Origin of the sequence: Methanoculleus sp. UBA291, from assembly GCF_002499755.1 — an archaeon.
In the GTDB taxonomy this organism is placed as follows: Archaea; Halobacteriota; Methanomicrobia; order Methanomicrobiales; family Methanoculleaceae; genus Methanoculleus; species Methanoculleus palmolei.
The window spans coordinates 21,961-46,061 of sequence record NZ_DANC01000038.1 but is presented as its reverse complement, the minus strand read 5'-3'; the positions used below and the strand labels follow the sequence as shown (position 1 = coordinate 46,061).

27 protein-coding genes and 1 other RNA gene are annotated in these 24,101 nt (G+C 64.0%); 19 read left to right on the top strand and 9 right to left on the bottom strand.

What is annotated here, in order from left to right:
* Nucleotides 1–138: 138 nt before the first annotated feature.
* The 5 genes from BP737_RS08930 to BP737_RS08910 all read left to right on the top strand — a co-directional run bounded on the left by BP737_RS08930 (nucleotide 139) and on the right by BP737_RS08910 (nucleotide 5,210).
* Nucleotides 139–267 carry a 2TM domain-containing protein gene (locus BP737_RS08930; RefSeq protein WP_292409499.1) on the top strand — a complete coding sequence of 43 codons (129 nt, stop codon included), beginning with the start codon at nucleotides 139–141 and terminating at the stop codon, nucleotides 265–267.
* Nucleotides 268–319: 52 nt separating this feature from the next.
* The gene (gene glgP, locus BP737_RS08925) at nucleotides 320–2,536 is read left to right on the top strand and encodes an alpha-glucan family phosphorylase (RefSeq protein ID WP_292409498.1); all 2,217 of its coding nucleotides are present in this window, start codon (nucleotides 320–322) and stop codon (nucleotides 2,534–2,536) included.
* A 106-nt stretch (nucleotides 2,537–2,642) separates the two neighbouring features.
* Complete coding sequence (locus tag BP737_RS08920) at nucleotides 2,643–3,551, top strand: sulfite exporter TauE/SafE family protein (protein ID WP_292409496.1); 909 nt, start codon at nucleotides 2,643–2,645, stop codon at nucleotides 3,549–3,551.
* Nucleotides 3,552–3,660: 109 nt separating this feature from the next.
* Entirely contained in the window at nucleotides 3,661–4,602 is a 942-nt protein-coding gene (locus BP737_RS08915; protein WP_292409494.1) for a hypothetical protein, read from the top strand.
* A 5-nt stretch (nucleotides 4,603–4,607) separates the two neighbouring features.
* On the top strand, nucleotides 4,608–5,210 hold the full coding sequence (locus BP737_RS08910; protein ID WP_292409569.1) for a hypothetical protein: 603 nt from the start codon (nucleotides 4,608–4,610) through the stop codon (nucleotides 5,208–5,210).
* Here the strand turns inward: BP737_RS08910 and BP737_RS08905 are convergent.
* Complete coding sequence (locus BP737_RS08905; RefSeq protein ID WP_292409492.1) at nucleotides 5,207–5,887, bottom strand: hypothetical protein; 681 nt, start codon at nucleotides 5,885–5,887, stop codon at nucleotides 5,207–5,209. The two genes, BP737_RS08910 and BP737_RS08905, sit on opposite strands and share 4 nt — an antisense overlap.
* Before the next feature lie 156 nt (nucleotides 5,888–6,043).
* Here BP737_RS08905 and BP737_RS08900 point away from each other — a divergent pair, with 156 nt between their 5' ends.
* On the top strand, nucleotides 6,044–6,781 hold the full coding sequence (locus BP737_RS08900; RefSeq protein ID WP_292409490.1) for an SAM-dependent methyltransferase: 738 nt from the start codon (nucleotides 6,044–6,046) through the stop codon (nucleotides 6,779–6,781).
* A gap of 768 nt (nucleotides 6,782–7,549) precedes the next feature.
* Here BP737_RS08900 and BP737_RS08895 read toward each other — a convergent pair.
* Nucleotides 7,550–8,041, bottom strand: a complete 492-nt coding sequence (locus BP737_RS08895; protein ID WP_292409488.1) for a DUF367 family protein — start codon at nucleotides 8,039–8,041, stop codon at nucleotides 7,550–7,552.
* Nucleotides 8,042–8,076: 35 nt separating this feature from the next.
* Between BP737_RS08895 and BP737_RS08890 the strand changes: the two genes are divergently transcribed.
* The 5 genes from BP737_RS08890 to BP737_RS08870 all read left to right on the top strand — a co-directional run bounded on the left by BP737_RS08890 (nucleotide 8,077) and on the right by BP737_RS08870 (nucleotide 14,937).
* Nucleotides 8,077–8,964 (top strand): nucleoside 2-deoxyribosyltransferase, encoded by an 888-nt coding sequence (locus BP737_RS08890; protein WP_292409486.1) that lies wholly within the window; start codon nucleotides 8,077–8,079, stop codon nucleotides 8,962–8,964.
* 461 nt (nucleotides 8,965–9,425) lie between these two features.
* Nucleotides 9,426–11,162: a PAS domain S-box protein gene (locus BP737_RS08885; protein WP_292409484.1), complete on the top strand. Its 1,737-nt coding sequence runs from the start codon at nucleotides 9,426–9,428 to the stop codon at nucleotides 11,160–11,162.
* Nucleotides 11,163–11,200: 38 nt separating this feature from the next.
* Complete coding sequence (locus tag BP737_RS08880) at nucleotides 11,201–11,779, top strand: LemA family protein (protein WP_292409567.1); 579 nt, start codon at nucleotides 11,201–11,203, stop codon at nucleotides 11,777–11,779.
* 12 nt (nucleotides 11,780–11,791) lie between these two features.
* On the top strand, nucleotides 11,792–13,660 hold the full coding sequence (locus BP737_RS08875; RefSeq protein ID WP_292409482.1) for a DUF2207 domain-containing protein: 1,869 nt from the start codon (nucleotides 11,792–11,794) through the stop codon (nucleotides 13,658–13,660).
* A 92-nt stretch (nucleotides 13,661–13,752) separates the two neighbouring features.
* The gene (locus tag BP737_RS08870) at nucleotides 13,753–14,937 is read left to right on the top strand and encodes a DUF333 domain-containing protein (protein ID WP_342686127.1); all 1,185 of its coding nucleotides are present in this window, start codon (nucleotides 13,753–13,755) and stop codon (nucleotides 14,935–14,937) included.
* A 55-nt stretch (nucleotides 14,938–14,992) separates the two neighbouring features.
* Here BP737_RS08870 and BP737_RS08865 read toward each other — a convergent pair whose 3' ends face one another.
* Nucleotides 14,993–16,012 (bottom strand): DUF3821 domain-containing protein, encoded by a 1,020-nt coding sequence (locus BP737_RS08865; RefSeq protein ID WP_292409476.1) that lies wholly within the window; start codon nucleotides 16,010–16,012, stop codon nucleotides 14,993–14,995.
* A gap of 55 nt (nucleotides 16,013–16,067) precedes the next feature.
* Entirely contained in the window at nucleotides 16,068–16,607 is a 540-nt protein-coding gene (locus BP737_RS08860; protein ID WP_292409474.1) for a hypothetical protein, read from the bottom strand.
* Nucleotides 16,608–16,754: 147 nt separating this feature from the next.
* Between BP737_RS08860 and BP737_RS08855 the strand changes: the two genes are divergently transcribed.
* The 3 genes from BP737_RS08855 (at nucleotide 16,755) to BP737_RS08845 (ending at nucleotide 17,949) form a co-directional block, all read left to right on the top strand.
* Nucleotides 16,755–17,030 (top strand): glutaredoxin family protein, encoded by a 276-nt coding sequence (locus BP737_RS08855; RefSeq protein WP_292409565.1) that lies wholly within the window; start codon nucleotides 16,755–16,757, stop codon nucleotides 17,028–17,030.
* Entirely contained in the window at nucleotides 17,023–17,535 is a 513-nt protein-coding gene (locus tag BP737_RS08850) for a ferredoxin-thioredoxin reductase catalytic domain-containing protein (RefSeq protein ID WP_292409472.1), read from the top strand. Before BP737_RS08855 ends, BP737_RS08850 begins: the two co-directional genes overlap by 8 nt.
* Nucleotides 17,536–17,733: 198 nt before the next feature.
* Nucleotides 17,734–17,949 (top strand): hypothetical protein, encoded by a 216-nt coding sequence (locus BP737_RS08845; protein ID WP_292409470.1) that lies wholly within the window; start codon nucleotides 17,734–17,736, stop codon nucleotides 17,947–17,949.
* 1 nt (nucleotide 17,950) lies between these two features.
* On the opposite strand, the gene BP737_RS08840 is transcribed toward BP737_RS08845, so the two are convergent.
* Complete coding sequence (locus BP737_RS08840; protein WP_292409468.1) at nucleotides 17,951–18,316, bottom strand: hypothetical protein; 366 nt, start codon at nucleotides 18,314–18,316, stop codon at nucleotides 17,951–17,953.
* Nucleotides 18,317–18,386: 70 nt separating this feature from the next.
* Between BP737_RS08840 and BP737_RS08835 the strand changes: the two genes are divergently transcribed.
* Together BP737_RS08835 and BP737_RS08830 are read left to right on the top strand one after the other, a co-directional pair.
* Nucleotides 18,387–18,620, top strand: coding sequence for a winged helix-turn-helix domain-containing protein (locus tag BP737_RS08835; protein ID WP_292409466.1), 234 nt, complete (start codon nucleotides 18,387–18,389; stop codon nucleotides 18,618–18,620).
* A complete protein-coding gene (locus tag BP737_RS08830) occupies nucleotides 18,617–18,934 on the top strand; it encodes a transcriptional regulator (RefSeq protein ID WP_292409464.1) in 318 nt (105 codons plus the stop codon). Before BP737_RS08835 ends, BP737_RS08830 begins: the two co-directional genes overlap by 4 nt.
* Before the next feature lie 6 nt (nucleotides 18,935–18,940).
* Here the strand turns inward: BP737_RS08830 and BP737_RS08825 are convergent, their stop codons facing one another.
* On the bottom strand, nucleotides 18,941–20,608 hold the full coding sequence (locus BP737_RS08825; protein WP_292409462.1) for a phospholipase D-like domain-containing protein: 1,668 nt from the start codon (nucleotides 20,606–20,608) through the stop codon (nucleotides 18,941–18,943).
* A gap of 44 nt (nucleotides 20,609–20,652) precedes the next feature.
* Between BP737_RS08825 and BP737_RS08820 the strand changes: the two genes are divergently transcribed.
* Genes BP737_RS08820 through BP737_RS08810 form a run of 3 tightly spaced genes read left to right on the top strand, consistent with a single transcriptional unit; the run spans nucleotide 20,653 to nucleotide 21,724 of the window.
* On the top strand, nucleotides 20,653–21,255 hold the full coding sequence (locus tag BP737_RS08820; RefSeq protein WP_292409460.1) for a uridylate kinase: 603 nt from the start codon (nucleotides 20,653–20,655) through the stop codon (nucleotides 21,253–21,255).
* 46 nt (nucleotides 21,256–21,301) lie between these two features.
* Complete coding sequence (locus tag BP737_RS08815; protein WP_292409458.1) at nucleotides 21,302–21,466, top strand: zinc finger domain-containing protein; 165 nt, start codon at nucleotides 21,302–21,304, stop codon at nucleotides 21,464–21,466.
* A gap of 3 nt (nucleotides 21,467–21,469) precedes the next feature.
* Nucleotides 21,470–21,724, top strand: a complete 255-nt coding sequence (locus BP737_RS08810; protein WP_292409456.1) for an elongation factor 1-beta — start codon at nucleotides 21,470–21,472, stop codon at nucleotides 21,722–21,724.
* A gap of 30 nt (nucleotides 21,725–21,754) precedes the next feature.
* Here the strand turns inward: BP737_RS08810 and BP737_RS08805 are convergent, their stop codons facing one another.
* The 3 genes from BP737_RS08805 to BP737_RS08795 form a co-directional block, all read right to left on the bottom strand.
* The gene (locus BP737_RS08805) at nucleotides 21,755–22,708 is read right to left on the bottom strand and encodes a malate dehydrogenase (RefSeq protein WP_292409454.1); all 954 of its coding nucleotides are present in this window, start codon (nucleotides 22,706–22,708) and stop codon (nucleotides 21,755–21,757) included.
* Nucleotides 22,709–22,719: 11 nt separating this feature from the next.
* An RNA gene (ffs, locus tag BP737_RS08800) (signal recognition particle sRNA) lies at nucleotides 22,720–23,030 on the bottom strand.
* A gap of 12 nt (nucleotides 23,031–23,042) precedes the next feature.
* Complete coding sequence (locus BP737_RS08795; RefSeq protein WP_292409452.1) at nucleotides 23,043–24,068, bottom strand: hypothetical protein; 1,026 nt, start codon at nucleotides 24,066–24,068, stop codon at nucleotides 23,043–23,045.
* Between the last annotated feature and the right edge of the window lie 33 nt (nucleotides 24,069–24,101).

Genomic DNA, 24,101 nt, shown 5'->3' with positions numbered 1-24,101 from the left:
ATAAGAGTCCGGGTTCGCAACCGGGGCCCATGGACGAACAGGAACGGTATGTCCGTGCGAGGAGACGGGTCGAGGAGATCCGGGGATTCTATGAACACCTCGTACTCTAATCCGTAAGGGTGGGGGGTAGTTCACTGGGTGACTTTTTTCTGGGGGATTGGCGTGGCGCTCCACTGGTTCGGCGTCTATGTTGAGGGCCGGATCTTCGGCAGAAGGTGGGAAGAGAGGAAGATCCGGGAGATCATGGAGCGCGAAGAGCGGCGGTGATCCGGCGCCCCGACAGAAGCACTTATCAGGTGCGACGGGCAATGCCGGGCGGATGAAGACGGAAATACCTTACGACCGATTTGCCCATGTCCCGGAACGGATCTTCGGACTCGTCGACCTCGCGTACAACCTCTGGTGGAGCTGGCACTCCTCGGCGACCGTCCTCTTCAAACTGCTGAACCGGGCGGAGTGGAAGATGAGCCGCCACAACCCGGTCAGGATGCTCCTGGATACACCGCCGCGCTACTTCGAGCGGGCGGCGGCAAACCCGGAGTTTCTTCGCCGCTACGACGTCATTATGTACCGGTTCCGGCAGGACATGGAACCGAAGACAAGCTGGTTCGCACAGCAATACCCCGGGCAAAGACCACTGACGATCGCCTATTTCTCAAGCGAGTTCGGGCTGCACCACTCGCTCCCGTTCTACGCGGGCGGGCTCGGAGTCCTCGCGGGCGACCACGTCAAAGCAGCGAGCGATCTCGGCGTGCCGATGGTTGCCGTCGGGTTCATGTACGCCGAAGGTTACCTTCACCAGCACATGGAAGCGAACGGGTGGCAGAAGAACGTCGCCGAGGTGCTGGACCGCGACGCCGCACCGGTTCTCCGGGTGACAGGCGACGACGGCCGGCAACTTGTGGTGCAGGTCCCCCTGATCGAGCCTCCCATCTACGTTGCCGTCTGGAAGGTGCAGGTGGGAACGGTCCCCCTCTTCCTCCTCGACACCCATATCGATGAGAACCTCCCCGAGAACCGGAGCATCTCTCACCGCCTTTACTTAAAGGAACTTGAATACCGTATCCGGCAGGAGGTGGTGCTCGGTATCGGCGGCCGGAAGGTCCTCCACACCCTCGGTATCGATTACGCGGCGATGCACTTAAACGAGGGGCACTCGGCGTTCGCTCTCCTGGAACGGCTCCGGGAGCGCCTCGTTGCCGGGATGCCGTTTGAGGAGGCGCGTGAACAGGTCCGGGGCACTTCGGTCTTCACCACCCACACCCCCGTCGCCGCCGCCCACGACGTCTTCCCCGGGGATCTGATAGCGAAGTACTTCCGCAGTTACTGCCCGTCGCTCGGTCTTTCCTGGGACGAGTTCATGGCGCTCGGGGAGGACCCGCATAATCCGGGCGCCGGGTTCAACATGACCGCCTTTGCGCTCCGGATGAGCCGTTTTCACAACGGCGTCTCAAAAAGGCACGGCGAGATCGCCAGGGAGATGTGGCAGCCCCTCTGGCCCGACCTTCCGCCGGGGGAGGTGCCGATTGACGCCATCACGAACGGCGTCCACATGCCCACGTGGCTGAACCACCGGATCGAGACGCTTTTAGACCGGTACATGGATGCGGTCTACCCGAACTGGCGGGAGGACTACGACAACCCGGTCATCTGGGAGGTGGTCGACGAGGTTCCGGACGATGAACTCTGGCGCGAGCACCAGTGGCTGAAGATGAAACTCTTTTCCCGGATCCGGGAGCGAAAACGCATCAAATGGGCGGGACACCGGGATGAGCCCGCGAATCTCGCGGCCGAGGGGCTCATGCTGGATACCTCGGCGCTGACGATCGGGTTCGCCCGCCGGTTCGCGGGCTACAAGCGGGCGGACCTCATCTTCGAGGACATCGACCGGCTCGACCGGATCGTGAACAACCGCTGGAGGCCGGTGCAGTTCATCTTCGCCGGGAAGGCCCACCCGGCCGATGATCAGGGCAAGCGTATCCTGCAGAGGATCTATCAGTATTCTCAGGACCCGCGGTTCGGGGGCCGGATCGCGTTTGTCGAGGATTACGACGAACAGGTTGCGCACTACCTGGTCCACGGCGTCGACGTCTGGATGAACACCCCCGTCCCGCTCATGGAGGCGAGCGGCACGAGCGGCATGAAGGCGGGGATGAACGGGGTGCTGAACCTCTCGATCCTCGACGGCTGGTGGGTCGAGGGCTACAACGGCAGGAACGGCTGGGGTTTCGAGGGCCACGCAGAGGACAACCGGGCGGATGCAAATACGCTCTACGACCTGATCGAGAACGAGATCGCACCGCTCTACTACTCGAGGACGATGAACAACGTCCCGCACAAGTGGGTCCGGCTGATGAAGGAGTCGATAAAGAGCATCGCCCCGCAGTACTGTGCTCTCCGGATGCTCAAGGAGTATGTCACCCGGTACTACCCCTCGGTCTGCACGTATGCGGTCGAGCCCGGGAAGCGGACGGCCGGGCTTGATGAGTCCTGCCCTCCTCCCGGGTTCGACCAGTTCCGGCAGGTTCAAAGGTAACGGGGGGCTACCTAACGGTATATGGCATCCGGTTCGATACGGTTTCCTGACTGCGGTTCAGGCTCGTCCCGACACCCTTTCCGGTCACGGGCTGGGTGTTCATGAGATGTCAACCCCCTCCTCCTCTCGTCGGGACCGTGATCCGCCCGCCGGGGTTCTGACCGTCCGGATAGCGCTGCTCGTTGCCGTGATCGCGGTGATGCTCGGGGCGGGCCTCACCGTCGCCCCGCCGGCAACGCCGGCATCGGCCCTTCTCCTCTTTGTGGTCGGCTTCGTTGCCGGAGTCTTCGGCGGCCTTGTCGGGGTCGGAGGGTCGACAATCCTGCTCCCGGTCATGTACTTCTCCCTCGGCTTTTCGGAGCCCGTCGCTATCGGGACCGGGCTCTTCGTGGTCATCTTCACCACGATCTCCGGCGCCGCCGGCCACCTTGTGCGGGGAAGTCTCGACCGCCGGGTGGCGGCGCGGATCGCTCTCGGCGGCCTTGTCGGCGTCCTCATCGGGTCCTGGCTCTTCTCCTTCCTCGTCGATTACACAGGCCTCCTCGCTCTCATCCTGGGGCTGGTCTTCCTCGTTCCGTCTCTCGGGATGATCCGCGAGGGGCTCTGGCCCGGCACCCGTCCGGAGCCGGAACGCATCGGGGGCACGCGTCCCGGCCATCTCCTCTTCGGGGCCGGGGTCGGCGTCCTGACCGGGATCACCGGCCTCGGCGGCGGCTACGCCATTGTTCCGGGGCTGCTCTACCTCTTCGGGGCGCCGGTCTACGTCACGGTGGGGACGTCGCTCGCGTCCATGATCCCGATGGCGGTCGTGGGCGGCGGGGTCAAGCTCCTGGAGGGCTACGTCGCCTTCGGGGCGGGGCTGATCCTCGCGGCCGGGTCGATTGCCGGCGCCCGGGTGGGGGCCGCGACGATCGGACGGTTTCAGCCGGCGACCCTGAAACTGGTCTTCGGTCTCTACTTCTTCTACGCTGCACTCCGGTTCATCGCCGCGTTCTTCGGCATCGGAGCGCCGTGAGAAAGGTCCGGTGATCCCGTTCGCCCCCCGGCCTGCCTACGGCCGTATATCAACGTATTTATCGGGAAGTCGCCCATACTTAATATCTAGACGTGGTGGAACCCCGGAGATGGAGTGGAAAGATGTTATCCCGGTTCTCGCGGGCGGGATCGTGATCCTGGCCGTTGCGCTCGTAGTGAAACCCGCCCTCCTCGGGGAGCCGATCGGTCTCGGTTCCGCAGGACCGGTTTCGGGACCGGCACCGCCCGTATACGTCCCCCCCGCTCCGGTACCGACGGCAACGCCCTTCCCGGATGATGGTCCGGTCTATACCCGGAATTTCCGCTGGACGGCGATCGACGGCGGTGTCCAGACGACGGAGGTCCGGGTCCCGGAAGCGCTCTTCCTTGAGCACCGGGAGACGCCGCGGCTCACCGACCACGTTGCCTGGGGGCGATACGCCCTCGCGGACGCCGACCGGCCGATCCTGGAGGACCTGGCCAGTCGGATCGCACCCGCCGCGGGCAACCCCGAGGAGGGGTACTTCCGGCTGATGAACGTCGTCTTTTTCGTTCAGCAGATTCCCTATGCCCTCGACAACAGCACGGACTCCTACTTCAACGTGGTCCTCCCCCCGCACTTGAGGAGCGGCGTCGAGTACCCCAAATACCCCACCGAGATGCTCGTCGACGGGAAGGGGGACTGCGAGGATGCGGCTATCCTGATGGCGGGGCTCCTCGATGCTCTCGGCTACGATACGGTACTGCTTGAATACTCGGACCACATGGCCCTCGGCATCAGGATGGATGGATTCAACCCCTATTACGCGAGGTACACGCCGAAACACTTTGAGTACGAGGGAGAGCACTACTACTACGTCGAGGGGACGAATTACACCGTGGTCTCCTCGGAGAACTCGACGTGGGTAAAGCCGTTCCCTATCGGAAACGTTCAGGGCGGCTTGATCCAGAGCGTAAAGTCGGAGACTCCGAAGGTCGTACCCCTGCGCTACACCCTCGCACCGGTTGAGTACCGCATTTTCCCGGTCCGCCTGCCGGCGGGAGGAGCGTGACGGATATGGACTTCAACATCCCCGATCTCCCGGACCTGAAGAGTTTCAAACTCCCGAACGTCGCCATCGGCCGGAGGAAGGCGCTCATCGCCGGCGGCGTGGCGGTTGCCGTGATAGCGGTTGTCTTCGTCGGCGGGCTGCTTCTCCACGACTACATGGAATCCCGGCAGGTTGCCGCGTTCGGCGGCCACGTGGCGGCGTCGGAGGCCGACCTCTCCCGTGTCTACGAGAGGACCTCGGTCTACCTGCACTCTTCTCCGGACAGCCCATCGATTGCTGAAGCCGATGCTTATGCGCGGGAGTTTGCGGCCGTCGCCGACTACGGCATGGCCGTTACGGCATACCACCGGCAGGTCATCGGGGCCGACGCGGTCCCGGAAACGTATGCCGGAGCGCAGGCGGCCTATCTCCGGGCGCTTGACAACCTGAACCGAGCGTTCTCGCTCTGGTCTTCGGCTGCAGTCGCCTACGATATCCAGGCATATTCCTCGGCAACGAGAAACCTTGCCGCGGCGGATCAGGCATGGAAGGATTATGTTGCCGCGATAGAGGATTACAGCCGGGAACTCCGGGTCGCAGAAGAGGGGGAGGGGCTCCCTTCCACCTAGACGAGATATTTCTCAGGGACCCTGATGGTGAGGGTGAGCGACTTCAGCGATTCCGAGCGAATAACAAAGTAGAAGTCGTCATACCCTTCCCGGATGGTGAATGTCTCCTCTCTTTCCGAAAAATCGACTGTCGTGGAACTATTTCCTGTTGAGCGCGAACTGTTGTCGGGATACAGGATATCGGATCGGGAGTACTGGATCTTCTTGACAACCCGGTTCGGGTCCTCCGGGTCCCGGACCTCGATCCCGAGCCAGGGGTATTCGTTCATCGGCGTTACGCTCACGTTCAGGTCCCAGTAGGGGTAAGGGATGTGGTAGGTCCCGGTGGCGAGAACGCGGGGAGGGTAGTCGACGGTTGCTGTTGCGTACTCCACCATCTTTCCGGAGACCCGGAGGTCGTCCGGCAGTTTCGTCATTGTGATCGCGGGCGTCGGGGTCGGGATGTGGTAGACCCGCGGGTCGACAAACTCCACGCTCTGCGGCGTCTTCTCCCCCCGGACGGGCCCGGCCGGGGTGGGGGCCGGCTGGCCCGATCCCACCGCCGGCGCCTCTGTCGGCGACGGGGTGGTGGGGGAGACCGGCGGCTGTATCTCACCGGTATCTTCAGGGGCCATGCAGCCTCCGGCGATGACGGCGGCCGCGAGAAGGATCAGGAGCAGGATATGGCGCCGTTGCATGATACTCTCTTTCTGAGGGGCCCTATTAGTAATTACCTATCCGCTCCGCCCCGACGGCGGCAAAAAAAAAGTGTATTTTCGGGAGGGGGTACACGGTTTTATGGGCAGGAAACACCCATGTACGACGGATCAAGCGTTCGGGAGGACCACCGATCAATGGAAGATAGCGAACTTGTCAGGATATCTCAGGGATCGCTTGCGATCATGAACCCCACCACACCGGAGAAGGTGCTCGCCGCCGGGCGGGCGTCGGGGCTCCGGAAAGGGTCCCGCGTCGTGGAGGTCGGGTGCGGGAACGGCACGATTCTCGCCCTCTGGGGAAGAGAGTACGGGATATCCGGGGTCGGGATCGAGGTGCGTGAGGATGCCTGCCGGCGGGCGGAGGAGGCGTTTCGGGCGTCGGGGCTCGGGGACCGGATTGCCGTCCGATGCATGGACGCCCGGGAGTACGTCCCCGACGAGCCGTTCGACTGCGCGGCGGCGATCGGAGCGTCCCACATCCGGGGCGGGTTTGCGGCGACGCTCGACGCCCTCCTCGGGATGGTCTCGGACGAGGGGCGTATCGTCATCGGCGACCGCTGCTGGAGGTCCGACCGCGCCCCGCCTGAGTTCGCCAGGGAGTGGCCCGACGTCCTGACGGAGTATGAGACCCTCGGTACCGTGCGGGAGGCCGGGCTCGACGTCGCCGCCGTCATTCGGGCGAGTCGGGACGACTGGGACCGCTATGAGTCGGGGATCTGGCGGTCGGTCCTCTCCTGGCTCGGCGACCACCCCGACCATCCTGAGCGCGACTTCATGATCGACTACCTCCACCGCCTCCAGGACGAGTACTTCGGCTACGGCCGGGAGCATATGGGCTGGGCGATGTATGTCCTGGTGCCGGGGTTCTGGTGAGACCGTATCACTCCTCCTGCAATTGTTGACTCACGCGAAGCCGCGAAGGGGGAGACGATCACGCAGGTTTCGCGTCCTTCGCTCGCGTGCGGACGGTCTCTATCGTCGACAGAGGTTCTTTTTCAGCCCGAAAAAGGGAAGATTTCCGATTACGCCCCGGTGTATACCCCGGAGCGAGGTAAACAGAGTTTGAGCCCGTCAGGCCAGGTATCCGGGTTGTAGAGGTGACGTACACATACCCACCTCCGGCCTCTGCGGCGGCGATATCGAGCGCCATCGCCGGTCTTTTGGCCCCCTCCGATGCACGGGGTGTATGTCCTGCTCGGGTACGACCCTGCGCCCTTCCCCCCGGACGTCGCCTGTCTGACGCCGGGAATGAATCGTTTCGTATCTTTGCCTTCGATTTATCGGTTTTTTCCTTATCAGGAGTTCGGATGTTGCAGGTACTCGGGAAAACAGTGGATTCTTCAAAAGTCTTTCGGAAAATCGGGGCAAAACTGGGCGTTGATCTGCGATATTAAATAGAATCGTATAAATATCGCATACAGCATCTAATTACTTGGGGAACTATTACCCCGGTGACATGAGAGAACTGTAGACGCAGGAGTTAGGGCACATCCCGATGGGAGGTGCTCGCACTCATTCGTCGCGTGCGGTGTTTGCCGCGTTCGGGTGGTCGGGTGGGCATTCACCCCCCTGCACCCCTTCTGGTGTCGTTGCGCTTCTCTTTTTCCATTCCGACAACGTGCCGCCGACGGCGGTCTTCGATTACATATACAGCGCCTGGATGGCGACGACCTCGGCGCTGTCCTTTGCCTGCGCGTACTCCGCGAGAGGGTCGGCATTCACCTCCAGGAACCGCAGCCCCCACCCGAACGGAGCAAGGATGTCGCGTGCCTGCTCCTTCTCCCCGAGGATGTAGAGCGTTGCGGCCATCGCCTCCACCGATGTCAGCCGGAACGGCCGGCCGAAGTTCACCGGGTTTGCGGCTACGAGGAACGGGAGCGCCCGGCGGTTGCGCCAGGAGGCGACGGCCCCGGTGTCGAGCACCTCCCAGGAACAGTCGAGCGCCGTTATCGAGGAGAGGTGCCGGTCGGCGGGGGAGACCGCTCTCTCCGCCGTCGGGTCGAGGAGGAGGGTCGAGCGGGGGATCTTTGCAACGGCGGTGACGATCCTCGCAAGCCCGCGCTGCGCGAGTTTCTTCGCCGTGCACTTCCGGGGATCGCAGGTGTTGTCCCGGTAGGCGTAGAGCGGTATCATCTGTCTTGTTATTGTACGCCGCCCAGGTACTATCAATGTACGTGCTCATCGCTCCCTGTATCCAGAACCCCGCATGCCGCGCCCGCGGGATAACGACCGATGAGGACCTCCGCGACTTCCGTCGGACCGTCGAGCGCTGCCGGCGCTTCTCGATCGAGATGGTCCCGCTCCCCTGCCCGGAGACGATCTACCTCGGTCCCGACCGGTCGCCGGGCTCGTTTCAGGACCTGGTCGGACCTATGGCCCGACCGGGTCGGTCCCACGGGGACCGACGCCGTCTCGCAACCCCCGCATTTGCAGCGCTCCTCGACCGGCTCGAGGCGGAGGTCCGTGCTGCGATCCGGGATCGCGGTGAGCCGCCGCTCGCGATCATCGGGGTGGACTCCTCGCCCGCCTGCGGGGTGACGACGACCTATTATTCGTCCGAAAAACAGCCCGGGCGCGGGGCGTTCCTCGCCCGGTTTCCGGACATCCCGGCTGTCGACGTGAAGGAGTTCGCCCGCTACCGGGTCTATCTCGCCGCCCCGCTCTTTTCGGAGGCGGAACAGGCCTACAACCTCGCCCTTCGCGCCCTCCTCGAAGCGCATCTCTTTGAGGTCTACCTCCCCCAGGAGGTGGGGGACACGAGTCATACCCGGTGTCGGGAGGAGCGCCGGGCTATCTTTGCCCGGCACCTCCCGGCCCTCCGGGGCGCCGACGTCGTCGTCGCGGTCATCGACGGCGCGGACGCCGATTCCGGGACTTCATGGGAGATGGGCTACGCGTATGCCCTGGGAAAACGGGTCGTCGCTCTCAGAACCGACTTCCGGGTCGCCGGGCGTTACGAGCGGGTCAACCTGATGCTCGAGGAGTCGGCCACGGTCGTCACCGCAAAGGAGGACCTCCCCCGGGTGCTCGGGTCGCTTCTCGCGGCGTCGCCCTGACGGCGGATGCCGCTCTCTTCCGGAGCAGTTCTTCAAAAAAAAAGAGGAATGAGGTGTATTGTTGGGTGTGTGATAACCATGGCGGCGTTCCGACGGGGTTATCCCGGGCGGTTGTGCCTTCCGCCCGGGCCGCCGGACACCGTGCCGGTTGCGTTTAGAGAGGTGTGTCTGGATACTTGCATGCACCGGGTTTCCCCGGTGCACCGTGACGTTGGTGCAATCAGCGTGGTGAATGTTCCGTTCACCGATCCCAGCCGTTCTTGTGCCGGCCCGGACCACCTGTGCCCGTGTGGCCCGGTCTGTCGGAGAGTTCCTCCAGACTCTGGGGATCATGTGTTGGATAATATCAATTATATACTTTTCTCTCATTGCCTTGCATTGAGGCGTAGCATTGTGTGCGGCATAAAAGCATTGCGTCACTGCAAAACCCTATATCCCCTTGCGCGAAATTCTGTTTGCACATGGACCCCACTACCGACGCACTCTCTCTCCTGCTCAACGCGTTAAAAGAGCACCCGCGGGGCATGTCGGTCTCTGATCTTGCTGCCGCCGTAGGAATCAACCGGAACACCGTCTCCCGGTATCTCGATGTTCTCCTCGTGTCGGGCCAGGTGGAGATGGAGACCTATGGCAAGGCCAAGGTTTTTTACCTCTCGCAACGGGTTCCCATCGCCGCCATGCTCAATTTTTCTTCCGATCTCGTGCTGGTTCTCGACCGCGACCGCCGGATCGTCCAGGCAAACGATGCCGTCTGCACGTTTGCGGGAAAGAACCGGGATGATATCCTCGAAAAAAGCATCGAGGCGTCGCCGCTCGCTGCGTTTGACCACCCGCTGATACGGAGCCGGATCACCGACGCCCTGAACGGCCGCGAGGTCACGGAAGAGCTCAGGTTCCTGCGGCAGGACGAGGAACTCTTCTTCCGGATCAAGTTTCTTCCCACGGTCTTTAACGACGGGGCGCCGGGGGTCACCATCATCCTTGAGGACATCACCGAGGGACGGCGGGCGGAGGAGGCCCTGCGCGAGAGCGAGATGCTCTTCCGGAGCCTTGTCGAGAACATCAACGACCTGATCCTGAACGTCGACGAGACCTGCACGTTCACCTACGTCAGCCCAAAAAGCCGGGATATCCTTGGTTATGCGCCCGAAGAGATGCTTCAAAAGACACCCTGCGATTTCATGGCCCCGGAGAAGGCCGAGCGGGTCCGGGAACAGTTTGCCGGGCTCTTCGCCGACCCGAAACCGCGCGTCCTCTTTGAGTGGACGATGCTTCACAAGAACGGAAGCGCCGTCATCCTCGAAGTGAGCGGGACGCCGATCTATGATCTGATCGGCGACTTCACCGGCTACCGGGTGGTCTGCCGTGACGTCACCGAACGGCTGCGCGCTGCAAAACGGGTGGCCCAGTGGAAGTCGTTCCTCTACTCGGTGGTCAACAACATCCCGAGCATGGTCTTCGTCCGGGAGGTGGAGGGGAACACGTTTGTCTTCTCGAACCGGGCCGCCGAAGTCTTCCTCGGGATGACGCAGGAGGAGATTGTGGGGAAACGGGCGACGGACCTCTTCCCGCAGGAGATGGCGGCCTTCTTCGCCGACGGCGACCGGGAGATGCTGGAACGGTCGACCGCCCCCGAGAAGAAGGTCCGCCTCCCGACAGGAACGAGCCTCTCCATGAAGAAGGTCCCGGTCTTCAACTCCCGGGGCGTGCTGAAGTACATGCTCGGGATCGCCGAGGACATCACCGACCGCACCACCGCCGAAGCTCTCCTGGTCGCTGAGCGCGACCGGGCGCAGGGCTACCTGGACGCGGCCGGCGTGATGATCGCGGTGATCGAGGCGGACGGCACCATCGACCTTGTCAACCGGCGGGGAGGTGAGATCCTGGGGTATGCCGAGAAAGACCTCGCCGGAAAGAACTGGTTTGCAACGGTCGTTCCGGAGCACCTTCGCGACCGTCTCGCTCAGAACTTTGCCCTTCTCGTGGACGGCGGGATTGAACCTCCCCCCATCGAGGAGAGTCCGGTCATCACCCGGGATGGCCGGGAACGGCCGATCCGCTGGCGCAACGCCCTTCTCCGGGACGCGGACGGGAAGGTCGTGGCGATGGTGAGTTCCGGCGAGGTGGTCCAGGAGCAATCGGACCGGACCGCGGAAGGGCCGGTCGGCCCCGTGCGTACCTCACTCCCGGGGTCTTGAGAGTTATCCCTTAAATATTCCGCAAGGCACATATTTTACTGGTGACAACCTTGGTGGACATCATCTCTCTCGTCCTTATCGCTGTCGTGGTGCTGGTTATCATCGGCATTGTGGCAGTCGTCATAGGCATCTATAACCGGTTCCTGTCGCTCAAAAACTCCGCCGAAGCGACGGTCGGGCAGGTGAAGGTCGCGATGAAGAAGCGGCTGGATATGATCGAGCAGCTCCTCGGCGCGGTGAAGAGCTACGCGACCTTTGAGAAGGAGACCCTGACCGGCGTGACCGCGATGCGGGCCCGCATCGGCAGCGCCGGGGCGGGCGACCTGAACGAACTTGAGCGCGAGTCCCGGTCGGTCCTCGGCCGGCTCCTCGCCGTCGCGGAGAACTACCCCGACCTCAAGACCTCCAAGACGGTGCAGGAGTTGATGGGCGCGGTGAAGGGGGTCGAAGACGAGATCGCCCGGCACCGCTACACCTACAACAACATCGCCCAGCAGTACAACACCATGACCGATACGATCCCCTCGAACCTTATCGCCGGCGCTCTGGGTTTTACGAAGCTGGATTACCTCGAGTTCGGTGAAGAGATCGAGCGGGTTCCGACGATAGCGTTCTGATGAACCATGCGCATGACTGAGCGGCAGCAGATCCTCATCCTTGTCGCCATCACCCTGCTTGTCGGGGTGCTGGCGGTCGCCGGAGCGGCGGCGCTCCCCGAACTATTCCGGGAGGACCTGGAGGTTCAGCACTACGATGCCGTCTTTTACGAAAACGGGACCCTGGTCGAGCGTTATACCTACCTTGTCCGGTCGGCCGGGGAGTACCGGATGCTCTTTCGCTACTGGGATGCGCCGCTCACTTTTGCCCCCATTGACCAGCCGCACATCGAGTTTATCGGGATGACCGCCCCGCCCGGGACCATCGGCTACGTCAAGAACGCGGGGGGCGAGGTGCGGACGGCCGCCGGGACCGCGAGTTCCTCCGATCTCGCGGGAATCCAGAGCCTTGCGTTTGCAAACGAAGTGGGCCTCTACAACCCCGACTACTTCGACCCGGGCACCTACACGGTTGAGTACCGCTACCGGGTCCGGCCGCCGGTCGAGTACGACGACCAATGGGCGCACCTGAACCTGAAACTCGTGGACGAGCATGTTCCCTTCCGGGACCTCCGGATCACCCTGCCGTTCGGCGGGGATATCGAGGAGGTCTACACGCATCCGCCGACCCTGAACATCGAACGGATGGTCGAAGAAGTCTCCGCGGATCCCTCGGCCCTCGATGTCGAACGGACGGCGGAAGCCGTCGTCATCACGGGGAGCGCCACGCAGGACGACGCGCTGAACGTCGAGTTGATCCTCGACCGCGGGTTCATGGAGAGAATCGACGGTTTCCCGACGTTTGTCCCGGACGTGCGGCAGCAGGCGGCCGACGCCAACCGCTGGCCGCCGATCCTCTACGGGGCGGCCAGCGTCCTCTACGGCCTTGCGGCAGTCCTTGTCCTTGCGATGCCGTTCATCCTCCTTGGCGTCTACCTCCGCTACGGCAGAGAGAAACCGTTTACGGTGCCCGAGTATCTGAGTTTCACGCCGAATACCACACTCAAACCCTGGCAGGTGAACCTCCTCTTCAAAGGCGACCCCCTCGAGTTCGACGACAACGGGTTCTACGCGACGGTCCTCGACCTCCACCGGCAGGGTAAGATCGTGGTGACGGAAAAATCGGAAGGAGAGGGGGTCACGGTTCGGATCGTCTCGGGGGAGTCCACGGACCCCTACGAGCGGCGGGTGCTCACCTTCCTTGGGAACATCGCCGACGACCACGTCGTGGACACCGCCGAACTGGCCAAGTTCGCCGAGACCGCCCGGCGGAGCCCCGGCTACCAGCACCGGATCATGCAGTACCAGCAGTCGCTCACCGCCCTCTCCCGGGACGTGGACACCACGCTCTCCCGGCAGTATGTGAAGGACGGCCGGACGCTGATCCTCCCGCTCATCTTCCTCGGCGCCATCCCCTGCGGGCTTGCGATCCTCGCGTTCATCTTTGCGCCGGGTGCGGCCTACCTCCTGATCCCTGCCGGTGTCCTCTCGTTCATCGTCGCGGTCCAGGTCGGGATCGCGGCCCTCTTCCCCTCGACGCTCTTCGGTTTCTGGAAAGGCGACCGTTACAAAGAGAAACTTGAGTGGGACGCGTTCGCCTACTTCCTCTCGGACCTGGCGCTGATCCGGCAGTATTCCCCTGCCGACCTCTCGATGTGGGGAGAGTGGCTGGTCTACGGGACCGCGCTCGGCCTTGGCGATAAAGTTGAGCAGGCGATGAAGAACTTAAACATCAGCCTCCCGGACGTCGGGATGCCGCTCTACTCGAACATGCCGGTGATCTTTGCCCCTATTGTCCTCTACTCTCCGCCGTCGAGCGGCGGTTCCGGAGGGTTCGGCGGTGGCGGCGGGTCCTTCGGCGGCGGTGGCGGTTTTGGCGGCGGCGGCGCCGGGGGACGGTAGCCCCTATCTTTTTTCCGGGATAACTTCGAATCCGTTCGTAGTTAAGGGAATTTACTTACCTCCGGCGAGGGAATGTATCCATGTTGATGCCTATGATGGATTCATACCCCAGTTATCTGGCCGTCGTCCTCACGCTCCTCGGTGCGGTTGTCGTCTGCGGGTGCATGGCCGCCGGGGGGGAGGACCGCCCGGCCGACCGCATCTCCGGGAACGGGACAATCACCTACGTTGACCTTGAGGGCGGTTTCTACGGTATCGTCGCCGACGACGGGGCGCGCTACCTCCCCACGAACCTCCCGGAGGAGTACCGGACCGACGGTCTCCGGGTAGCATTCGTTGTTGATCCCCTGAACGATACGGCAACTATCCAGCAGTGGGGAACGCCGGTTGAGATCATCGAGATCGAGAAGGGCGATACCACCCGCCGCACTGTCGCGGCCAACGGGACAATCACCTACGTTGACCTTGAGGGTGGGTTCTACGGTATCGTCGCCGACGACGGGATGCAGTACCTCCCCGCGAACCTCCCGGAGGAGTACCGGACCGACGGTCTCCGGGTAGCGTTCAGCGCCGACCCTGCGGATGACGGCGCCGGAATCCAGATGTGGGGGACCCCGGTCGAGATCCGGTCGATCGAGCGGATCGACGGCGTTCTGCTCGTCTCCGGGAACGCCACGGTCACTTATATCGATCTCGAGGGCGGGTTTTACGGGCTTGTCACCGACGACGGCAGGCACTACCTCCCGCTCGGTCTCGACGAGACCTGGCGGGTCGACGGCACGAACGTGACGTTCGTTGCCGGGGTGTTGGAGGATACCGCGACCATCCAGCAGTGGGGCGTTCCGGTCGAGGTCATCGCCATCGATACGGCAGGAAACGCGACCTACGTCGCGGAGACCGGGACGGTCGCCTACATCGACCTCGAGGGCGGTTTCTACGGTATCATCGCCGATGACGGGATGCACTACCTCCCGCTCGGGCTTGAGGAGCGCTACCGCGTCGACGGAATGCGCCTCACTTTCGCCGGTGAGGTCTCCCGCGACGTCATGACCGTCCAGCAGTGGGGGACGCCGGTCGAGATCATCGCCGTCCCGTGGGCCTGCGCGCGGTGCGGCGAAAGCGTCGTTGGCATCGCCAACCCGGCCGCGGTCTGGTGTAAGGAGCAGGGTTACGCCTACGAGATACGGCAGAACCCCGACGGCAGTGAATACGGCGTCTGTATCTTTGAGAACGGTACCGAAGTCGACGCCTGGGACTACTACCGGCAGACGCATTAACTCTTTTATCGGGAGACGGCGGGTCCGGCCGCCCCCCCGGTTCTGCCGACCTCGCTTACCGGCGCCTGCCGATGAGGATCGTGGCGAGACCGAGCGCGGCCGCGGCCAGGGCGACCGGGAGCGGGGCTCCGGTCGGCGAGGGGCTGGGCAGCGTTGTTGGGGTTGCGGTCACCGCCGGCGTGGCGGTCTCCGTCGCTGCCGGTACGGTCGTGGGGAGAGTCGTCGGGACCGCGGTCGTCGGTGCGGGCGTCGCGGTTGCCGCCGGTGCGGTCGTGGGGAGGGACGTCGGCGTCCCGGTATCGACCCCGACACGGTTCCCGACCGTGAACGTCACCGGCTCGGAGTCGGGAGCGTAAGCGTCGAAACCCTCCGGCGTCCTCCAGACGGCCCGGGCGGTGTAGGTTCCCTGCTCACGGAGGCCGGAGAGCGCGATCGCGCCGGGCCTGCCGGGGTCGTCGGTGTAGAACCGGGCCGAACTGACGTTCAATCCGGCAAGGTTGATCCCGTCGATGACGGTGCTCTCCGCGCCGCCCGGATGGGTTATCACGATATCGACCATCGCCGGGTAGACGCCGCCCGCCTGGTAGAAGGACCCGACATCGGGGGAGGCTACCCTGAACGCTATCCGGGTGTTCGGGGATACCGAAAGCCCGGTAAGGGGCTCGTTGTGGTAGGGGTCCGCGAGCACCACGTCGAGAAAGACCTCGGGCTCGCGGACCATGACGAGCGCCGTCGTGCCGTCGGCGGGGTTGAAGGCGTAATAGGTCCCGTACTCTCCGTTCACGGAGAAGTCCTGGACCTCAAAGTCGGTATCGTCGGCGACCGGGATGACCTTCGTGACCCCCCGGTCGGGGTTGTCGTCCTGATACCTCCGAAGCTCCGTGACGGGGTTATCCGTGGTCGCGTTGCGGAGCCCCGTGAGGTTGAGCCCCTCTTCGTAGACGAAGATCGTATCGTAGGGCTGGATGTCGTTGATCCCCGGCCCGCGCGCCCCGGCCGGCCCCGCACAGAGAGCAAGAAGACAGATGGCGAGGAGGACCGGGAGACCTCGCCTGCGGATCCATTCAGGTGCCATGACATCCCGTGTGCTGATTCTGTTGATATAGGTTGGCGTGGCGGCGTCCCGGCACCTATCTTCTCTTCAGCACATGTCCGGTCAGCCCTATCGCAAGCGCCGCTGCGAGCGGCACCGTGGGTCCGGCCGCGGTCGGGGTGGGGCTTTGCGTCGGCGCCGTTGTCGACGGTGTGACGGCGGTGACCGCCGGGGTGGTCGGGGCGGCCCCGGTGACGGCAAAGGTGGTGCTTGCGGTGGCGTCGCCCTCGACCCATTCCACGGTCGCGACATATTCGCCGGGCTCAAACCCGGTTGTGTCTGCCTCAAACGACCAGGTGTTTGTGGTGGTGCTTCCCTCCTCTACGACGGCCGTCCCCGACGTGCCGCTCGTCCTTCCCGATGCGGACTTGTTCGTCGGTTCAAACCCGACCGGTGTCACCGTGATGATCAGACGGTTGCCGGGGGCGAGGTTTGTCGTCCCGCTGATGGTGACCATCTCCCCGGCGACAACGCTCCCGACCTCGTCGATGGTCGTCCCCTGTGCGGCGGCAATGCAGCAGAGCCATACCCCGAGCACAAGCGTGATCACGGCGCCGACGGGTATTCCAGCGTTCATGGTATGGTCCACCTTCCTTCCTCATGGAATAAGAAGATAACCGAATCCGACCCGCCGGATCATCTCCTCCTTGCGGCGAGTCTGCTCCCGTCCCGGTGGGTAAATTACTTACCCTCTGCCTCCGATACTAGAACAACCATGACGGAAATGCAGCATGTTCCTGGAGTTGACCGCGGCAAGGTGATCCTCTACGCCCTGAGCACCTGCGGCTGGTGTGCCCGAACAAAAGAACTCCTCACCAACCTCGGCGTCGGGTTCTCGTATATCTACGTGGATCTGCTCACGGGGGAGGAACGGGACCGTGTGGTCGATGAGGTTGAACGCTGGAACCCGCACCTCTCGTTTCCGACGATCGTCATCGACGACAAAAAGGTGATCGCGGGGTTCATGGAGAAGGAGATTCGGGAGGCCGTCGGTGCCTGAGACGGTGAGCGACGAGGAAGTCGACCGCTTCATACGGGACCTCGAGCGCGATGCGAAGACCGGCGGTTACCATGTCAACCCCGACCGTGAGTTCACCCGTAGCCTCGCCCGGGGTCTGCTCGCCAACCGGGGACGCTACGGGTATATAGCCTGCCCCTGCCGGCTCGCCTCCGGGAACCGGGAGGACGACCTCGACATCGTCTGCCCCTGTGACTACCGTGACCCCGATCTCGCCGACTACGGTGCTTGCTACTGCGCCCTCTATGTCGCGCCCGACGTGGTGGCCGGGACGCGCGCCGCCGCTTCCGTCCCGGAGCGGCGCCCGCCGCCGGCAGAACGCCGGCGGCGAAAGGAAGCGCGCACTGCGGCCGTTCCGACCCCGGGAACCCTGAAGTACCCGGTCTGGCGGTGTCGGGTCTGCGGCTACCTCTGCGCGCGGAACGAGCCGCCCGAGGCCTGCCCGATCTGCCGGGTGCCCCGCGACCGTTTTGAGCGGTTCCTGTAAGCCTTCTCCGGGAAAACCGCCGGCGTCCGTGAGGGGACCGGCCGATCCTGCCCCTCACCGTTCGCTGTGTTACGATCTATCCTGTAATAGATGAATCCTCCCGGCTCTTTGCGGGCGTGTTTTTCCGAATATTCTCTCCGGAAGGCTCCCGGACCGATCCAAGGTATCATATATCGGGTCGGATGATAACTGTCCTGTATGCCGAGCGTGCGGATCAACGACGGAGACCTCCTCTCAGGAACCGGTGTGGAGGGGGGACGAAAGAAGCGGCCCGACGAGACCCCGGCGCCCACCCGCCGGGAGTCCGAACCGGACACCACGAAGACGAAAGAGATCCCCGCGAAGCCCCGGCGGGGGCGGCCCTATTTCGGAGACGGCGACGGTGCCGATATCTTCTACACAAAGAAGAAGTGACCTATCCGAGCACCCGGATGTCCGCGGCGGAGGAGACCACCACCTCCCGCTTCCCGCGGTAGGTCTGCACGACCCCATAGAGCGTTACGCTCTCGTTCTCGCGGAGTTCGAGCGCGGCAGCCGCGTCCTGCGGCAGGAAGACGGCGGTGCCGTTGACGGTGAGGACCAGGTGCCCCCCGGTTGCGGTCTCTCTGACCTCCTCGATCCTCCCCTCAAGAAGGACCAGGGCCCCGTCCGGGACATCGTCGGAGTATGGGGTCGCGACCAGCGGCCGACCGACGGCGCCGAAGAGGAGGTGCGCCGCAAGCACGATCCCGACGACGCATACGAGCGCGACGAGGGCTGTTTTCTCCTGCCGTTCCAGCATAGGTATTCTATAGGCTCACGGGATGATAACATCCGTCAGTTTGATATGTTAACAGCGTTAACATGCCTGTATGGATGATGTGAACCTTCCTCCGTCCTCCCGGAAGATCCTCCTGCTGCTTGAGGACGGGGGTGCCCTGACCCACAAGGAACTCGTCCGTCTCAGCAGCCTGGCCCCCCGCACCGTCCGCTATGCCTTAAAGAGGCTCAAGGACAACGATATGATCGTGGAGAAGTTCAACTTTCGGGACGCCCGGCAGATCCTCTACGAGTACAAAGACTCCGAGATGGTGTCCGCACAATGACCGAGCCCCCTCCCTGCGACATCATGCACTGCGACAACCTTGCGCGTATGCTCCTTCCCCGGATGCGCGCCGAGATGGTCTACCGGCTGGTGAACGACCGGGGAATCAGCCAGAGTGAGGCGTCCAAGCGCCTCGGAATCAGCAGGGCTGCGATCTCCCAGTACCTGAGCCGGAAGCGGGGATTCAGCCGGCAGGAGTTCCCCGACGACCTCGATCTGGTGATCGAGCGCTGGGTCTCGGCCGTCGCCTCGGGCGAAGGGACGATCACCATCTGCGACGTCTGCCGCTCCGCCGGCTTCCCGGAACGCCGGTGAGGCCGCTCACGCGCGCTCCCGCCGGTAGAGATAGAGCGCGAGAAGCCCGATGAGGATACATGCCGCCGCAACTATTTTGCGCCGGTCCGGCCCGGGAGCGTCGTCCGCTTTCGAGGCGTTCCAGTCGTCCAGAAAAATCTGGGTATAATACGCGGCGATCTCCGGGTGCTCGACGATCACGCCTGCTTCGCGGTTGAACGCCGGCGAATTGGCGTTCCAGTTGATGCTGCTGACGAGGACCGCACGCCCGTCGACGATGACGCCCTTGTTATGGATCTTCGCGAGGTTGTTCGCCTCGATATCGGCGAGCCGCGCCTCGAGCGGGAGTCCTTCGGCCGCGGCGATCCGGTTGACGACCCCGACCATCTCGTCGTTGTCCGCGTCGCCTTCGGTGTTGAACCAGGCTGAATCGAGGAGCACCTTCACCGCGACCCCCCGGCGGGAGGCGTTGATCGCGGCTGCGAGATAGGGGTTCAGGTCGTAGGCGGTCTCGTTTGTGATGTAGGCCTGCTCGATTGCGATACTCTCCTCTGCGCCCTCGATCAGGTGCGTGACGAGCGCGCTTGTGTCGGGAGAGAGCACCGGCGTGACCCGCGCCCCCTCCGCGCGGCAGGGGGCGAACTCCACCGTGTAGGCGGGCGCCCAGGATCTGCCGGGATCGGCCGCCGTGCCCTCTGCCGGGACGATATCCCCGCCCGCCGCGTCGAGGAGAAAGACCTCCCGGAAGTAAGCCGCGAGTTCGGGGTCTTCAAGAGAGACCCCCCACCCGCGGTTGCCCTGCAGTCCCGGCGCCGGATAGCCGCCGGGCTTGAAGTTCTCGCTCCCGAGAAGGACCGTCCCGGCGTCAATGACGAGATACTTCGCGTGATCGTAGCGGTACTTCGCGTGGGCTGCATCGGTCGTCGTCATCGAAAGGACCACAACGCCGCTCCGGTTGAGAGTGCCAGCGACCGCCCGCTCCTCCGGCGGGATGCCCCCCACCGGCCCGCCCTCGAGGAGGACGGTCACGGCCACGCCCCGTTCGCGGGCACGGATGAGCGTCTCCGCAAGGTCCGGGTCGGTGAACTCGTAGACGTTGGCGAGGATCTCGCGTTCCGCGCCCGCTACGGCCGCCAGAAAGACTTCGCGCGAGCAGTCCGGGGCGGCGAATGCGGTCACCGCGACGTCGTCGAAGGTCGCGGATGAGAGGCGGGACTGACCGATGGCGAGCGGGCGCGGGTCCCAGACGCCATCCGCGAGGTAGTGGACCTGCCCCTCCCCGGGGCGGACGTCGTCAGGCCAGGCGACCTGCTGGACGAGGTCGGTCCCCCGGTAGAGGAGAAGTTCGTCGGCCCGGTTCGCCATAAGGAGGTTTCCGTTCGGGATCACGTCCGGCACGGCCGGCGTCCGCTCTTCGCTCTCAAAGTCGGGCGGGTAGCCGTGTGTCTGCTCGAAGGCCGGGCCGCTCCGCGCGACCACCAGCCGCCCGTCGACCCGTGTCCCCGGAGGGAACCGGTAGCCGCCCTCGCCGTCCGAGAGGACGAACCCGTCGAGCGTCCCTTCTCCCTCGATCACCAGGTACTCGTCGAGGTCGCCGGGAAGGTAGGGGTCCGGACAGAACTCGACGATCTGGATACCGCCGGCTGTTCCGGCAAGGAGGCAGAGGAGCAGGACGGTCGCGGCGATCCGGCGCATACGCGAGAGTTATTATGTATCCCCCGGTATAATACCAGAACGATATGACACCGCTTGAACCCCCGCTGGTCGTCAAGGTGGGCGGCAGCCTCTTCGACCGGGTCGCCCCCCTGCTCGAGATCTTCCGGGAGGTCGGCCGTCCGGTGCTGATCGTGCCCGGCGGCGGGAAGTTCGCCGAGCTCGTCCGGCGCCTCGCTGTCTCCGATACCGCCGCCCACTGGATGGCGATTTCCGGCATGGAGCAGTTTGCGTGGTATATCGCCTCGCACGGCGTCCCGGCGGCCCCCGTTCTCGTCCGCCCGTCCGAGGTGACGGTCCTCCTCCCCTACTGCGCCCTCCGGCGGGCCGACCCCCTTCCTCATTCCTGGAACGTCACTTCCGACACCATTGCCGCCTGGGTCGCGAACGAACTCTCGGCCGACCTTCTTCTCCTCAAATCGGTCGACGGCGTCCATCACCACCGCCGGCTCCTTTCGCGGGTCACCGACCCCTCCTTCGTTCCCGAGGAGGTCGACCCCACGTTCATCGGGTTCGTCTTCGAGCACGGTCTCCGGGCCCGGATCGTGAACGGCAGGCACGACGACCGGGTCCGCGGCGCCCTCCGGGATGAGGAGGTCATCGGGACTCTCGTCGATCCGAGATTTTAACTGCTCCGGAGGCGATATGATAGGATAACGTTCGAGGAAATTAACGATGACAGCGAGAGATCGATGTACCTCCTGCAACGCCCCTCTGGCTGAGGCAGGCTCTACCTGGTTCTCGTGCCCGGTGTGCGCGCACGAGATCAACAGGTGCTACCGGTGCAGGGAGCAGAGCATACCCTATACATGTCCCAAGTGCGGGTTCCAGGGGCCGTGACCGATGGGAAACGTAGCCATCATCGTGAAGATAATGCCCGAGTCTCCCGATGTCGACCGTGAAGCACTCAAAGCGGCGATCAGGGCGGCCGTCCCGGTCGACGATATCAGAGAAGAGCCGATTGGCTTTGGTCTCGTGGCGCTGAAAGCCGCCGTCGTCGTCCCCGACAGGGCCGGGGCTCCTGATGAGATCGAAACCGCGCTCCGGAACCTTGAGGGTGTCGAAAGCGCCGAAATTGTCGAGTCCACTCTCATATAAAGTGGATCTCGGTTACCTACTTTTCCCGACTTAGCGGGCTTCTTCGAGCCGCTCCATCACTTCGGCGGTGATCTTTCGGATCTTCTCGACCGATTCCGCGAACCCCGCGATCTCGTCCTCTTCCAGACTGAGTGGAATCGGGAAGACGCCGTCGCGGTTGATGCGGGCGGGCACGCCGATGCAGACGTCGCCGATCCCGTGGATCTCGCGTTTGATGTACCTTGAGACGGTGAGGATCCGGTTTTCGTTCCCGAGGATCGTCCGCACGAGGGTTGCAATCGCTTCACCCGGTCCGTAGACGGTAGCGCCCTTATCCCTGATGATCGCCTCGCCGCTCGTTTTGACCGTGTCGATCATCTCCTGCGCTGGCAGGCCAGAGAAGGTTGGCAGGTTGCTGATCCGGATGCCGCCGATCGTCGTCGCCGACCAGAGCGGGACCATGCTGTCCCCGTGTTCGCCGATGATGCGGGTATGCACCTCGCTGACGTGGACCCGGAAGTAGCGGGCAATCAAAGACTTTAAGCGCATCGAGTCGAGGTGCGTCCCGAGGCCGAAGACCTGCCGCGGCTTGAGCCCCGAATACTTCAGGGCGACGGCGGTCATGACGTCGACGGGGTTCGTGACGACAAAGAGAAGCGTATCGGGCGCGCATTGGCCGATGGTCTCGGCGGTCTTTGCGGTGATCTGTGCATTCTCAAAGGCCAGGTCGTTCCTGTTCTGATCGGCCCGGCGGGGCACGCCTGCCGTGCAGATGATGACGTCCGAGCCTTCCGCGTCGAGAAGATCGGTGCTGTAGGAGAGCCGGACATCGGTGCCTCGCGCAGCAAACGAATCGGATAGGTCGCGGCAGCAGCCTGCAAGATAATGCTCACGGCCGGGTCTCCCGACGAGCAGCATATCGCTGACGTACGGGATCTCGGATATGGTGTGGGCTGCAAACGTACCGACGTTCCCTGTAGCCCCAAGAATCGTTACTTTTGCCATGGAGATCGCCGTTGGGGACGCGTCCTCGGTCGACCGTGCGCGCAGGCATTCACCGCTGCATTCCTCCTCCACCCCGCAACCCCATGGGCGCCGAACGTCCACGGTGAGTCTGCTCCCTTCCGGGCCTGAACCGGTACCCGCGGCAAAAGGTCGCCGCCCCCTCCGGGGCATTGATACCTTTCCGCCGACCTCATGGGACGAGGCTTCTTTGTCGGAATGCAACGGATTCTGCAAGCCGCTGCGGCCTTCTCCGGACTTCGCCCCCCGCACAACGACGGTTTCGGGTAACAGGTGACGCCGAGCCACCCGGGCTAGTCCCCATATGTACTATGGTCTACGGGATAAAAATAACTCCGCCCACCCGGGCCTGCCAGGCCCGGGTGATCCGGCCGACCTTCCCGGTGTCCGCCTTCTCGAAGAGGTCGAGGGCGGAAAGGTCGATCTCGGGCGGGAGGACGGCCGGGAGCAGCCGGAGGTCCCCCTGATAAACGTGGACCTCTTCTCTCCCGGCGGCGGTGGCGACCAGGAGCGGGTCCTGCGCAACCGGGCGGCTCCGGAGGTCGTCATAGGACCGGTGTATCGTCACTTCCTCGATGCCGAGTGACTCCCGGTTCACCTGAAGGTTGCAGGCGGTCCAGCAGGCGGCGGCGTACCAGGCGTCGTTGCAGATTACGTGGGGGACGCCCGCCCGGGCGGCGGCGATCCCGAGGGTGCCGGCGCCCGAGCAGGCGTCGACGAAAGTCCGGGGCCGGCATCGCCCGATCTCCCGCTCGAGGGCGAGGATCTTTTCGTTCCGGCCCCGGGGGAACTCGACGTGCAGGGCCGACTGCTGTTTGTAGACGACGACCGGTCCTCTCCGGGTGGAGAAGACGTCGGCCCGGACGTCGCAGCCCGCAAGCAGGGTGTACGTCATGGGTGCAGCGTCGGTATCGCTGATCCCCGGCGTCCCGGCACCCGTCCGGACGACTCCCCGGACTTCCGGGACCTCGGCGACAAGGCGGACGGCCGCCCGGTCCCCGACCGACCGGGAGAGGAGGACGAGCGACCGGGGCGGGAGGTAGGGGGCCCTTTGCAGGGAATGGCCGGGGTGGATGAGCGGCGTCCCGGCGGCGGCGAGAGGTTCGGCCCCGGAGAGGTCCCCCTCGCCGACCATCACCCGGTAGATATCGGCAAAGACCTCGTCGATGAACCGTTTCCCGCAGGAGGGGCAGGGTTCCGCCGCATCGATATCGGGCGGAGGGCTCTGTTTGTCGTAGACAAGCCCCGTGCAGTCGGGACAGGGGGCGAAACGCCCGGGAAGTTCCGTGAGGAGCGCACGGGCATCCGTGACGCAGTCGTGCCCGCAGACGGGACAGTGCATACCGATGGGTTGGGGCCCGCGGTATATAGACGT